This window comes from Chryseobacterium sp. GP-SGM7, from assembly GCF_049166575.1.
In the GTDB taxonomy this organism is placed as follows: Bacteria; Bacteroidota; Bacteroidia; order Flavobacteriales; family Weeksellaceae; genus Chryseobacterium.
This window is the reverse complement of record NZ_JBMHFF010000005.1, coordinates 1-12513: the sequence shown is the minus strand read 5'-3', so window position 1 is coordinate 12513 and position 12513 is coordinate 1. Positions and strand designations below refer to the sequence as shown.

Annotated in this window: 12 protein-coding genes; 3 read left to right on the top strand and 9 right to left on the bottom strand. The window is 34.4% G+C overall.

Annotation, left to right across the window (positions count from 1 at the left end):
* Positions 1-7 precede the first annotated feature (7 nt).
* Both ACOOWA_RS16825 and ruvB read right to left on the bottom strand, forming a co-directional pair.
* Entirely contained in the window at positions 8-874 is an 867-nt protein-coding gene (locus ACOOWA_RS16825; protein WP_421376968.1) for an MBL fold metallo-hydrolase, read from the bottom strand.
* A 36-nt stretch (positions 875-910) separates the two neighbouring features.
* Positions 911-1933, bottom strand: coding sequence for a Holliday junction branch migration DNA helicase RuvB (gene ruvB / locus ACOOWA_RS16820; RefSeq protein ID WP_421376967.1), 1023 nt, complete (start codon positions 1931-1933; stop codon positions 911-913).
* 257 nt (positions 1934-2190) lie between these two features.
* Between ruvB and hutI the strand changes: the two genes are divergently transcribed.
* The 3 genes from hutI (at position 2191) to ACOOWA_RS16805 (ending at position 6314) form a co-directional block, all read left to right on the top strand.
* Positions 2191-3420 (top strand): imidazolonepropionase, encoded by a 1230-nt coding sequence (gene hutI, locus ACOOWA_RS16815; RefSeq protein ID WP_421376966.1) that lies wholly within the window; start codon positions 2191-2193, stop codon positions 3418-3420.
* Between the two features lie 411 nt (positions 3421-3831).
* On the top strand, positions 3832-4752 hold the full coding sequence (gene hutG / locus ACOOWA_RS16810; RefSeq protein ID WP_421376964.1) for a formimidoylglutamase: 921 nt from the start codon (positions 3832-3834) through the stop codon (positions 4750-4752).
* A gap of 269 nt (positions 4753-5021) precedes the next feature.
* Entirely contained in the window at positions 5022-6314 is a 1293-nt protein-coding gene (locus tag ACOOWA_RS16805; protein ID WP_421376962.1) for an aldehyde dehydrogenase family protein, read from the top strand.
* Positions 6315-6374: 60 nt separating this feature from the next.
* Here the strand turns inward: ACOOWA_RS16805 and pyk are convergent, their stop codons facing one another.
* The 7 genes from pyk to ACOOWA_RS16770 form a co-directional block, all read right to left on the bottom strand.
* Positions 6375-7820: a pyruvate kinase gene (gene pyk / locus ACOOWA_RS16800; protein ID WP_421376961.1), complete on the bottom strand. Its 1446-nt coding sequence runs from the start codon at positions 7818-7820 to the stop codon at positions 6375-6377.
* Positions 7813-8286: an IPExxxVDY family protein gene (locus tag ACOOWA_RS16795; protein ID WP_421376960.1), complete on the bottom strand. Its 474-nt coding sequence runs from the start codon at positions 8284-8286 to the stop codon at positions 7813-7815. Before ACOOWA_RS16795 ends, pyk begins: the two co-directional genes overlap by 8 nt.
* Positions 8264-9028 carry a ribonuclease III gene (gene rnc / locus ACOOWA_RS16790; RefSeq protein WP_421376959.1) on the bottom strand — a complete coding sequence of 255 codons (765 nt, stop codon included), beginning with the start codon at positions 9026-9028 and terminating at the stop codon, positions 8264-8266. Before rnc ends, ACOOWA_RS16795 begins: the two co-directional genes overlap by 23 nt.
* 10 nt (positions 9029-9038) lie before the next feature.
* On the bottom strand, positions 9039-10283 hold the full coding sequence (gene fabF / locus ACOOWA_RS16785; protein ID WP_421376957.1) for a beta-ketoacyl-ACP synthase II: 1245 nt from the start codon (positions 10281-10283) through the stop codon (positions 9039-9041).
* A gap of 31 nt (positions 10284-10314) precedes the next feature.
* Positions 10315-10554 (bottom strand): acyl carrier protein, encoded by a 240-nt coding sequence (locus ACOOWA_RS16780; RefSeq protein ID WP_002976354.1) that lies wholly within the window; start codon positions 10552-10554, stop codon positions 10315-10317.
* A gap of 570 nt (positions 10555-11124) precedes the next feature.
* Positions 11125-11577: a hypothetical protein gene (locus ACOOWA_RS16775; protein ID WP_421376956.1), complete on the bottom strand. Its 453-nt coding sequence runs from the start codon at positions 11575-11577 to the stop codon at positions 11125-11127.
* Positions 11578-11584: 7 nt separating this feature from the next.
* Positions 11585-12513, bottom strand: a 929-nt coding sequence (locus tag ACOOWA_RS16770; protein WP_421376955.1) for a TIGR02594 family protein, incomplete at its 5' end; no start/stop codon positions are given.

Here is a 12513-nt window from a genome sequence, read left to right as displayed (position 1 = left end):
ATAAAAATTAATATCCAAAAACATCATTGAAAGTAAACGTTTCATCAAGACGAACTCCTTTTTCGGTCATTTTTAAACTTGCCAGTTCGTGATGTGCATCATGCTCAAAAAACAAGAGATAATCATTTTCAACACACTGTTTTAAGAACTTAGCTTTTTCTTCAAGCGTTAATAAAGGTCTTGTATCATAGCCCATTACGTACACTTGTGGAATATGCCCGGCTGTCGGAATTAAATCTGCTGCAAAAACAATCGTCTTTTCCTGATATTGAATGACAGGTAACATTTGTTTTTCTGTATGACCGTCAACAAAAATAACATCCATTTTCAAGTCCGGAGCAAAACCATAATTTCCATTTGACGGTAACGGTAAAAAGTTCAATTGTCCGCTCTCTTGAATCGGAAGAATATTTTCCTTTAAAAAGCTTGCTTTTTCTCTTGCATTAGGCTCAGTTGCCCATTGCCAGTGATTCTCGTTCGTCCAGAATTGTGCATTTTTAAATGCAGGTCTGTATCCGGATCTGTCGTCATTCCATTCAATAGCGCCGCCGCAATGATCGAAATGGAGATGGGTTAAGAAAACATCAGTAATATCTTCTTTTACAAAACCATATTTCTTTAAATTTTTATCTAAATTATCATCTCCCCAAAGCGAATAATGACCGAAAAACTTATCATCCTGCTTATTACCAAGACCGCAGTCAATTAAAATTAATTTTTTTCCGTCTTCAACCAGTAAAGATCTTGTTCCGAGTTCGATTAAATTTCTTTCGTCTGCAGGATTGGTTTTTTCCCACAAACTCTTTGGGACGACTCCGAACATTGCTCCGCCGTCGAGCTTAAATTTTCCGCACTGTATTGGATATAGTTTCATATATTATTATGTTTTACATTTAGTTTAAAGATAAAATTAAAACAATTCCCCCGTATTTTTAGGTCTCGATATATTCAGATGTTTATAAGCTTTATCAGTCACTTCTCTACCTCTTGGAGTTCTGATAATAAATCCTTCCTGAATCAAAAAAGGTTCATAAACCTCCTCCAAAGTTTCAGGGTTTTCTGCGATGGAAGTTGCCAAAGCTGAAATTCCGACAGGTTTTCCTTTGAAATTTTCAATCATCACCCGCATGATTTTATTATCCATTTCATCCAGACCAAATTCGTCTACATTTAATGAATTCAAAGCATATTTTGTAATCTCAATTTCAATTTCCCCATTTCCTTTAATTTCGGCAAAATCACGGACTCTTCTTAAAAGTGCATTCGCAATTCTGGGTGTTCCACGGCTTCTCCTTGCAATTTCAATGGCTGCATCTTCATAGATTTTTACACCCAAAACTCTTGCACTTCGGATGATAATCATCGATAACAATTCAATCGTGTAGTATTCCAGTCTGCTTTGAATTCCGAATCTTGCCAGCATAGGTTTTGTCAGCATTCCGCTTCGTGTTGTTGCTCCGACTAAAGTAAAAGGATTTAAACCAATCTGAACGCTTCTTGCATTTGGGCCGGTTTCCAGCATAATGTCGATCTTATAATCTTCCATCGCCGAGTACAGGTATTCTTCCACAATTGGCGAAAGCCTGTGAATTTCATCAATAAAAAGAACATCATTTTCCTCAAGATTGGTTAGTAAACCGGCTAGACTTCCGGGTTTATCTAAAACAGGACCGGAAGTTATTTTACAGCCTACTCCCAGTTCATTGGCAATAATATTGGCTAAAGTTGTTTTTCCCAAACCGGGCGGGCCATGCAAAAGGACATGATCAAGCGCACCGCCACGCTTTTTCGCAGCAGTAACGAAAACTTCAAGATTCTCTAAAGTTTTTCTCTGCCCTGCAAAATCCTTAAAGCTCTGCGGACGAATTTTCTCTTCCTGCATGAGTTCCTCGTTGGAAAAATTGTCTTTGTCTGGATGTAAAAAATCTGGCATTAATTCGGTTTCATTTACCGTAAAGATAGGAAAATTGAGGTTAAGAGTAAGGTTGATTTGATGAAAAATTAAGATTTGAGCAGAAGAGATATTTTGAGTATTTTTGAGAGAGAAAAAAACAAAATAAAATTTTTTTAATAATTCTAAGCTGAGATTCGTACGGGATGACAAAATTTATGCAGATTTTTTGTCATGCTGAAAGTATCTAAGCAAAGTAAATCAATCATTGATCGAAACTTTAGCTTTAAACTAAATAAATGAAATTAATTGGTCCTTTCAAGCAAGTCGTAACCCTTGCCAATCTTCCGTTAAGAGGAAAACTTTCTGATGAGCAACTCGAAATTATTGTTGATGGCGGAATTTTAATTCAAAATGATAAAATTCAAAAAGTTGGTCAGTTTGAAAATTTAAAAGCAGAAAATAAAAATATTGAAATTGAAACTATTGATGGCGAACAAATAGTTCTTCCTGCTTTCGTAGATTCTCACACCCATATTTGTTTCGGCGGAAACCGTGCTAATGATTTTGCCATGCGAAATGCAGGGAAAACTTATCTGGAAATTGCTGAAAGTGGTGGAGGAATCTGGAGTTCTGTTCTACATACAAGACATGCTTCGGAAGAAGAATTATTGGAAACATTATTGGAAAGAATAGATTTTTTAATAGCTCTCGGAATTACAACCATCGAAGTAAAAAGCGGCTACGGTTTAGATCTAGAAAATGAACTGAAAATGCTTAGAATCATTAAAAAAGCTCAGGCACAGACAAAAGCAACCCTGGTTGCGACCTGTCTTTCCGCACATTTAAAACCACGGGATTTTGAAGGAACAAACGAAGAATATCTACACTATATCTTAACCGAAATTTTACCAATAGTAAAAGAAGAGAACTTAGCAGAGCGTGTCGATATTTTTATTGAAAAATCGGCTTTTCAACCTGATGAAAGTAAAGAGTTTTTACTTAAAACTAAAGAGTTAGGTTTTGAAATTACCGTTCATGCAGATCAATTTACGGCAGGAAGTTCTAGAATCGCAGTGGAAGTAGGTGCGAAATCAGCAGATCATCTTGAAGCAACAATTGATGAAGATATTGAGTTTTTAGCAAAATCAGATACTGTTGCAACCGCTTTACCGGGCGCAAGTTTAGGTTTAGGTGAAAAATTTACTCCGGCAAGAAAATTATTGGATGCAGGAGCGATTTTAGCCATCGCAAGTGACTGGAATCCAGGTTCAGCTCCGATGGGAAATTTAATTACCCAAGCTTCAATTTTGGCAACTTTTGAAAAACTAACAACCGCAGAAGTTTTAGCAGGAATGACATTTCGTGCAGCTTTTGCATTAAATTTGAATGACAGAGGAAGTTTAAGAGAAGGCTTGAAAGCCGATTTTGTAACGTATAAAACAAACAATTTCCAAAATATTCTGTATAATCAGGGAAGGTTGAATGCAGAAAGTGTTTATATTAATGGTGAAAAAATATTAAAATAGATGTTTTTACCTGTTGCGCATTTATGGGAAAATATTAAATAAGCTGAAAATCAAAAACTTGCATTTCTTTGATAAGCGAAGCGCCCTTGTTTTAATTTATTTCAGCATGGTTTTTGAGTTTCTTTTGTTTAACCTTGCGTTTATTTTATAGCAAAGTAAAACAAAGAATTTAAATCAAAAAAGCTTTTTTAAAAGTAAACAAAGATATTTCACTTACTGTAGTAAAACAAATTTATAGATGCACATAAGGTGTTTTTAAACATTACAAACTTTAATTAAGTAATATTTTCAAATTATTAAGTTGAAAGCATGTTAATAGAAATGTTAATATATGAAGTGGAATTTTATAACTACTTTTTTCAATAGTAAGTTTATATGTTTTCAGCAAAACAGATGTAAAATTATCAATAAATGAATAATATTTGGCAGGGAAGATTAGATGGTGAAGAATTGCTTTATCACAGAATATTTCAAAGAGTAAAAGAAGAATCAAACTATGATTTAATTTCAACTAACGATTTCGTTTTACACGGTTTTGCCGTTGATGAGGGGGTTCGCAGAAATAAAGGAAGGCAGGGTGCAAAAGATGCGCCGGATATTATTCGGAAAAATATATCCAATTTTCCGGTAGTTCGCCCAGAATTTTCTCTTCTCGATTTCGGAAATTTAAATTGTGAAGACGGAAATCTTGAAAATTCACAGAATGAATTGGCAAAAAATGTTTCAAAAGTTTTGTTGAAAGGTGGGAAATCTATTGTTCTTGGCGGCGGTCATGAAGTCACATTTGGTCATTACCGTGGAGTGCGAACTGCTTTTCCTGAACAGAAAATAGGTATCATTAATTTTGACGCCCATTTTGATAACAGACAGCCTGAAAATGGAGTAGGAGCAAGTTCTGGTACCGGATTTTGGCAAATTGCTCAGGAAGGTGAAATCAATTCATTGCATATTGGTATCCAGAGAAATTCTAATACGTTGAAACTTTTTGATACTGCACATCAGTTTGGGATGAAATATATTTTGGCGGATGAACTGTTCTTCGAAAATCTTCCGTCAGTTTATGAAAGAGTAAATGAACTTGCAGAATCTGTTGATGTGCTTTATATGACGATTTGTATGGATGTTTTCAATGCTTCGATTGCTCCGGGAGTTTCAGCTTCAGCCTATAACGGAATTTTTGCTGACGCTGCTTTCATGCATTTGTACAGACATATTCTGAGAAATGAAAAACTTGTTGCATTGGATATTGCAGAAGTTAATCCTCAGTTTGATATTCAGCAAAGAACTGCAAGATTAGCGGCAAGTCTTGCCAATGAATGGTTTATGATCTAGTAAGAATTTGTCTCTCGCTGATTGAGCAGATTATGCAGGTTTAACATATCAGAAAATCTGCTAGATCACATAAACCCGCATGAGAATTTTAACTTGAATCAAGGATTAATTTTCCAATTAAGAAATGACAACTTTTAGCCTAAATAAATAAAAATCATAGAATTTATCAGTAATATTATAGAGTATAAGGAACAGAATTTGTTGCCTTACAAATGCTTTATCCAAAAGCAGAAGATTTGTTCTGAATCTTTAAAAATGGAAAATCTAACATGGAAAATTTAATAGAAAACAAGCTGTTAAAAGCTGATCAGGCTTTTCAGGAATGGAAAAAAGTTCCTTTCGAAGAAAAGCAGAAACTCATTGCAAAAGCTGCGGAAATTTTTAAATCTCAGTCTGAATTTTTTGGCGAAATCATTACCAATGAAATGAATAAACCCATTTCTCAGGCTGTTTCTGAAGTTGAGAAATGTGCTTTAATGATGAATTATTATGCAGAAGCCAAAAATGTTTTAAGTCCCGAAAAGATAGAATCTGAATTTAGCATTTCAGAAATTCACTATGTTCCAAAAGGTGTAATTCTAGGAGTAATGCCGTGGAATTTTCCTTTCTGGCAGGTTTTAAGATTTGCGACTCCTGCAATTTTATCAGGAAATACGGTAGTCTTGAAACATGCATCGATTTGTTTCGGAAGCGGGAATGCGATTGAAAAAGTTTTTGTCGACGCAGGTTTTCCGGAAGGAGTCTTTCAAAATCTTGAAATTGGTCATCAAGAAGTAACAGAAGTTTTAGAACATAAAATCATAAAAGGGGTAAGTCTGACCGGAAGCGAAAAAGCAGGAGCAGAAGTGGCTGCAACTGCCGGAAAAAATATCAAAAAATCTTTGCTTGAATTGGGTGGAAGTGATGCTTTCATCGTTCTGGATGATGCTGATCTGGATGAAGCTGCAAAAGTGGGAGCTTTGGCAAGACTTCAGAATTGCGGACAAACCTGTGTTGCTGCAAAAAGATTTATTATTCAAAGAGATATTGAGTTTGATTTTCTACCAAAATTTATTGAAGAATATAAAAAATATGTTCCTGGAAATCCTAATTTGAAAGAAACAAAATTGGGAGGAATGGCAAGACCTGATTTGGCAGATGATCTGGAAAAACAATATCAGAAAGCTTTAGATCATGGAGCAGAAGCAATTATTCCGTTAGAAAGAATTTCCGATAATGAATTTAATCCGGGACTAATCAGAGTAGAAGAGGAAAATCCTATTTTACAGGAAGAGTTGTTTGGTCCTTTAGGAATGATTTTAATTGCTCAAAATGATGATGATGCTTTAAAAATTGCAAATGATATTCCTTTTGGCTTGTCTAATTCAGTTTGGACGAAAGATAAAAAGCGTCAACAGTTTTTTATTGAAAACTTAGAGTCAGGAACAGTCAATATCAACCGAATGACGAGTTCTGATCCACGTTTTCCATTCGGAGGAACAAAGTCTTCAGGATATGGAACAGAGCTTTCTTTATTGGCTTTAAAAGAGTTTGTCACAGCGAAAACAATTTTAGGAAAATAAAAATAAAAACTCCCGATTTAATTTTGAATCGGGAGTTTTTATTTATATCAAAGACAATGATTAAATCGTCGTTAATCTCAAAGTATTTGTTTTTCCACCTTCGTAAGATGGTGTTGCGTTGATGTTGATGACGAAATCTCCACTTTCAATATAACCGTGATTGTGCGTTAACATATTTACCTGAATAATCGTTTCATCAGTCGGTTTGTTCATATCATAATAATAAGCACGAACTCCCCAAAGAAGATTCAGCATTGTGATAACTCTCTTGTTTCCACTGTAAACAATAATGTGAGAATTTGGTCTGTGAGCCGATAACTGGAAAGCAGTGTAACCTGAACTCGTCAAAGTAATAATTGCTGAAACGTTGGTACTTTTTGCAATTCTTACTGCAGCAAGACATACTCTATTGGTAATGAATCTTTCGTCGATACAGTTGTAATCTTTTTCGATGGGTTCGTTTTTATTTTGGTAAAAACTTGTCATTTCGATATTTTTTACAATCTTCGCCATATTCTCAACTACCTGAACAGGATATCTGCCGACAGAAGTTTCTCCTGAAAGCATTACTGCATCAGCTCCATCCAATACAGAGTTGGCAACGTCATTTACTTCAGCTCTCGTTGGCGTTAGACTGGTAATCATTGTTTCCATCATCTGAGTAGCAATAATTACAGGCTTTGAGAAGAATCTTGCTCTTTCAACCAGGTTTTTCTGAATTGCCGGAACTTCTTCCATTGGAACCTCAACACCAAGGTCGCCACGTGCAACCATCAAACCATCACATTCTAATAAGATTTGATCGATATTTTTTACACCTTCAGGCTTTTCAATTTTAGCGATGATTGGTGTTTTAAACTTACCGTTTGGATGTTTGGCAATTAATTCTTTCAAATCAATAATATCCTGTGCATGACGAACGAATGAAAGTGCAATCCAATCCACTTCCATATCCAACATGAAGTTGGCATCCTGAATATCTTTTTCTGTTAAAGCAGGAAGCGAAACATTCGTATTAGGAAGATTTACTCCTTTTTTAGAACTCAACGGTCCACCCTGAATAGTTTTTGCTTTTACGGTATCTATCTGATTGGTTTCAAGAACTTCCAGCATTAGTTTACCGTCATCAATAAGGATTCTTTCACCTACTTTCACATCTTGAGGAAACTGCTGATACGTCATGTAAACTTTTGTAGAATCTCCTTCAATTTTTTCGTTGGTAAACGTAAGAATGTCTCCGGGATTAAGGTAAGAGCCTTCTTTTACAACTCCAACTCTCAATTTCGGACCTTGTAAATCTCCTAAAATACTTACTGAGTAACCATATTCTTTATTAAGATCTCTGATGATTTCTATATTGGAACGAACTAAATCGTAGTCTGCGTGTGAAAAATTGATTCTAAAAACGTCAACACCCGCTCTCATTAATCCTAACATTACCTCCTTCGAAGATGAAGCAGGCCCAAGTGTTGCGATAATTTTTGTCTTCTTTAAATACTTATTCATAATACTGTATTATTTGATAAAGTTCTTCTTCAGAACTTAGATTGTAATCTTGAATCGGAAACGCAAGATTTTCAGCCAGCAAAATTACGGAAAAATCAGGAAATTGTTCCGAACTATGAAGAATATATTCTACATCTGGATGATTATTTAATAAAAACTTAATATTTTCTTCTTCTGTGAAGAGTTCAGTTTGTAATTTTTTTTGATTACTTTCCGAACATTTGTTGGAGATAAAGGTAAAACAGGTTTTAGTATGCTTATGATAAGCTTCAAACCTTGGGAAAAAAAAATCATAATAAATCCCGTGGTAAACGAGATCTTTTATTCTTGAAAATGTTAAATCGTTTTTTTGATTGATTTTAAAAAAAAACTCATGATCCGGTATATGTTTGACTAATCTTACCAAAGCAATGGCAATATCTTCAAATTCTATATCATCAAGATCATAAAGTTTTTGGATTTCCAAGTATATTTTCTTTTTTGTTTAAAATATAAAATGCTCTTTGTGCAGCTTTCTCTTCTGCTTTTTTCTTCGAAGTTTCTGTGGCGTTTGCAATTTTCTCCGTTCCCAGCCAGACATGACATCGGAACACGATCGATTTATTCACCTGAATTTCTTCACAGGTTTCGTATTTTATATTCAGTTTCTTTTTCTGGCTCCATTCCAGCAAAAGACCTTTGTAGCTTACAATTTTATTTTCAAGCTTATTGATTTCTGTTGGCGTAAGCAGCCTCTCCAAAACTATTCTTTTGCAGGTATCATACTGGAAGTCTAAATAAACTGCACCAACAAGAGCTTCAAAGAGATTTCCGGAAATGTTTTCTCCTAAAGCGACAGCATGATTATTTTTTTGTAAAAGACCGGTAAGCTTTAAATCTTCTCCTAATTTATTCAGATTTTTCCTATTTACAATTTTTGATTTCATCTGCGTCATATATCCTTCATTAGCTTTAGGATAAGTTTGAAACAAATGGCACGAAACAATTGTACCCAAAACAGAGTCTCCTAAAAATTCAAGCCTTTCGTAATTGCTTTCCTGATTTTTAGAAGAGGTTTTAATTGAAAAAGCTTCACGGTAAAAGTTGACATTCTGAACCTCAGTACCTAAAATTCTATTTAGTTCTGTACTCAGGAAATAGTCTCTTTCCGTAAGTTGTCTTTTTCTTTTTTTGAGAAGGAATTTAGAAAAGTATTTCTGTAACTCCATTCAGTAATAATTAGATTTTCTTAAACAGAACACAAGCATTGTGCCCACCAAACCCAAAAGTATTACTCATGGCAACTTTTACATCTTTTTTTGCAGCGGTATTAAATGTGAAATTTAGTCTGCTGTCGATGTTTTCATCATCAGTAAAATGATTGATTGTAGGAGGAACAATACCATGAATAATAGTTCCTATAGCAGCAATTGCTTCAATAACTCCGGCTGCGCCCAGAAGGTGACCTGTCATTGATTTGGTAGAATTAATCTGAATATCGTAAGCGTGCTCACCCAATAATTTTGAAATTGCGCTAGATTCTGCAATATCTCCTAATGGAGTAGACGTACCATGCATATTGATATGGTCTACATCATTAGTAGTTAATCCTGCATCTTCCAGACAGTTTTTCATTACTAAATAAGCTCCTAAACCTTCAGGATGTGGTGCTGTCATGTGATGTGCATCTGCACTCATACCGCCACCTAATAACTCTGCATAAATTGTTGCACCACGCTTCACAGCGTGTTCGTATTCTTCAAGGATAATACAGCCAGCTCCTTCACCTAAAACAAATCCGTCTCTGTCTTTGTCGAAAGGTCTTGATGCGGTTGTAGGATCTTCGTTTCTTGTAGAAAGTGCCATCATTGCATTAAATCCGCCAACACCACTTGCCGTAACGGCTGCTTCAGAGCCTCCGCAAACAATAACGTCTGCTTTACCTAACTGAATGAGCATTTTAGAATCGATTAATGCATTTGCTGATGAAGCACAAGCAGAAACTGTAGTATAATTGGGACCATGAAAGCCATATTCGATAGAAATATGCCCCGGTGTAATATCCGCAATCATCTTTGGAATAAAGAATGGGTTAAATCTTGGGATATCTGTATTTGCCCAACCCAGAACTTCGGTTTCGAAAGTTTCTAAACCGCCAATTCCTGATCCCCAAATCACTCCGACTCTGTTTTTATCAACATTATCTTCCATGATTTTTGAATGACTTACTGCTTCTCGTGCAGCAACCAGCCCAAGCTGGGTGTTTCTATCCATTTTTTTTGCCTCTTTCTTGTCGAAATGGTCTAATGGATTGAAATTTTTCACCTCGCAAGCGAATCTTGTTTTGAAGTTTGTGGCATCAAAAAGAGTAATAGGAGCGGCTCCGCTCTTGCCTTTTACAAGGCTTTCCCAGTATTCATTCGCATTATTACCTACCGGTGTTATTGCGCCAAAACCAGTTACAACTACTCTTTTTAATTCCATAAACTTTTAAAATTTTCTTTGTTGAAGAATATTATTTATTTACTACTTCTTCTATATAAGCAATAGCGTGCCCTACAGTAGTAATTTTTTCAGCTTGGTCATCAGGGATTTGAATGTTAAATTCTTTTTCAAATTCCATGATTAACTCAACTGTATCTAATGAGTCTGCTCCTAAATCATTTGTGAAGCTAGCCTCAGGAGTTACTTCTGTTTCTTCAACGTCAAGCTTATCAGCGATGATAGCTTTTACTCTTGATGCAATGTCTGACATAGTAAATTTTTTTTTATTGTTAGATGGTGCAAATATATAAAATTCTTTACGATAAAACATTTTTTTAATCTTTTTTGTGGTCTCAATAATGATAATTTCTTCTATTTACAGGTAGTCTTTTCGTAATCAGTGCTTTATATTGAGCTTAATTTTTGGATATATAAATTGTAATGTTGTAGAATATTTGCTAAATACTTTAGAGCCTTTTTACATTTTAATAATAAAAATATTAAATCCGTTTTATAATTATAAAGTTAAAATTAGCATTCACTTTGTCATTTTGTAGAAATCTAAACTGCTTTATTGATTATTGTGGAACGACAAACCAGTCATTTTCATCCATTTATTACTATTTGTGAGGAATTATACAAAAATTGAAGATGTTTAGTTTAATCATCTGAAATTGATACAAGTCTTTTTTCACTGGAATTAAGATAATAGCTGTAGAAAGATATTTTTACAATATTCTAACAATTCGTAACAAATGATGCGGTTTCTATTGATTTTCATGTATACAAAAACTACCACACGAATGGCTTTCGTGTGGTAGTGAAGTGTTACTCTTAATATTTACTTTTGATTTATCAAAGTATAACTGCCGTCTTTTAATGCTTTTTCATGAGAGTCATAAATATTTAAATCCATCCTTTTTTTTGTTTTCTTTTCAATAGCAAAGGATATTTTTAGATTTTTAGAAATAAATTGATAGGTACTGTCACAGGTAAAACCTTTGTAATCATCCGGATTATTATAATCAATCCTATTTGTACCTTCGGGAATTTCTCCATCGATAATAACAAGTTCTGGCTTTCCTTCAACTATGAATTTTTTTTCTATTTTGTATAATTTAAATTTTTCTACCATGTTATTTTGAGAGTAAATAATAATTTTAAAGTTATTATTCAGATATATTGCACTGTCTTTTTTAGAAGGCGTTATTTTATTTGTCGTGTTATTCATAGTAGTTGAATTGCCCATACAATTAAGTAAACCCATTGTTAAAAATATAATTAAACTTTTCATATTATAATTATCTTGATGTTGCACTTGTAAGAGAACGTCCTTTTAGGTTATATTGAGGTAAGCGCAGAGATGAAGGTGTTTTTCCACTAGGATAGACATACTTTATCACAGAAGACTTATAATTGGGGCTTAAATTAACTGCGTCTCCTTGATTTCCTCCTAATAGTATTATTCTTCCATCTTTGTTATCGCCAACAACAAATCCTACATGTGAGTAATTCATTACTGCTATAGAGCCATAAGCTGGTGTACCATTAGCTAAATCCTGACCATATTTTTTAAATGAGTAGGCTAATGCTGATTTTGTACCTTCAACGCCGGATGTTCCTAAATTATAGTTTATAAACGCTGCACACCAAGGGGTTTGATCTTCACTTAGAACACTTTTAGCCCATTCATCTCCTTTTGCCGCTGCTTCAGGCATTTGTGTGTACGCCCAGTATTTTGTTATTTCCGGATTGCTGCCTGTCTCAGAAATATTTTTACTCATTTCTTCAAATGCTTTATCTATCCAAGGAGTTTGGTTTGTATATGTCATTTTCCCATTAGAATTATAATTTTCGGTCATTAAGCCATTTTCAATATCTCCTCTAACATTAATATTACTCCATATTCTTTCTCGTTGGTATGTTTTTCCTCTATAAATCTCATCTTTTTTTGTAGTAGCTTGAGAAGTAGCTTTTTTATCCCAATAAATATTTCCATTTTTTTGTTCAACCCAATCATTTGGCTTCATACCTGTTGGATCTGTAAAATTGACTGGATTTTGAAATGCATAAACATATGGACTCCAGTTTGACATTTGTTCCGCCAACGGATCTACTCCATACCACACACTTATCCTTGGGTTGTAATATCTTGCTCCATAATAATAAAGACCTGTTTCGCTGTCTAATTCTTTGGCATTAAACTTATATGGATTGACGTAGGCAGTTG

Bases quoted from the DNA above. Each gene is read 5' to 3' on its own strand.
- hutG (WP_421376964.1), top strand. From the start codon at position 3,832: ATGAATAATATTTGGCAGGGAAGATTAGATGGTGAAGAATTGCTTTAT.
- hutI (WP_421376966.1), top strand. From the start codon at position 2,191: ATGAAATTAATTGGTCCTTTCAAGCAAGTCGTAACCCTTGCCAATCTT.
- ACOOWA_RS16805 (WP_421376962.1), top strand. From the start codon at position 5,022: ATGGAAAATTTAATAGAAAACAAGCTGTTAAAAGCTGATCAGGCTTTT.
- ACOOWA_RS16780 (WP_002976354.1), bottom strand. From the start codon at position 10,554: ATGTCAGACATTGCATCAAGAGTAAAAGCTATCATCGCTGATAAGCTT.
- pyk (WP_421376961.1), bottom strand. From the start codon at position 7,820: ATGAATAAGTATTTAAAGAAGACAAAAATTATCGCAACACTTGGGCCT.
- ruvB (WP_421376967.1), bottom strand. From the start codon at position 1,933: ATGCCAGATTTTTTACATCCAGACAAAGACAATTTTTCCAACGAGGAA.
- fabF (WP_421376957.1), bottom strand. From the start codon at position 10,283: ATGGAATTAAAAAGAGTAGTTGTAACTGGTTTTGGCGCAATAACACCG.
- rnc (WP_421376959.1), bottom strand. From the start codon at position 9,028: ATGGAGTTACAGAAATACTTTTCTAAATTCCTTCTCAAAAAAAGAAAA.
- ACOOWA_RS16825 (WP_421376968.1), bottom strand. From the start codon at position 874: ATGAAACTATATCCAATACAGTGCGGAAAATTTAAGCTCGACGGCGGA.
- ACOOWA_RS16775 (WP_421376956.1), bottom strand. From the start codon at position 11,577: ATGAAAAGTTTAATTATATTTTTAACAATGGGTTTACTTAATTGTATG.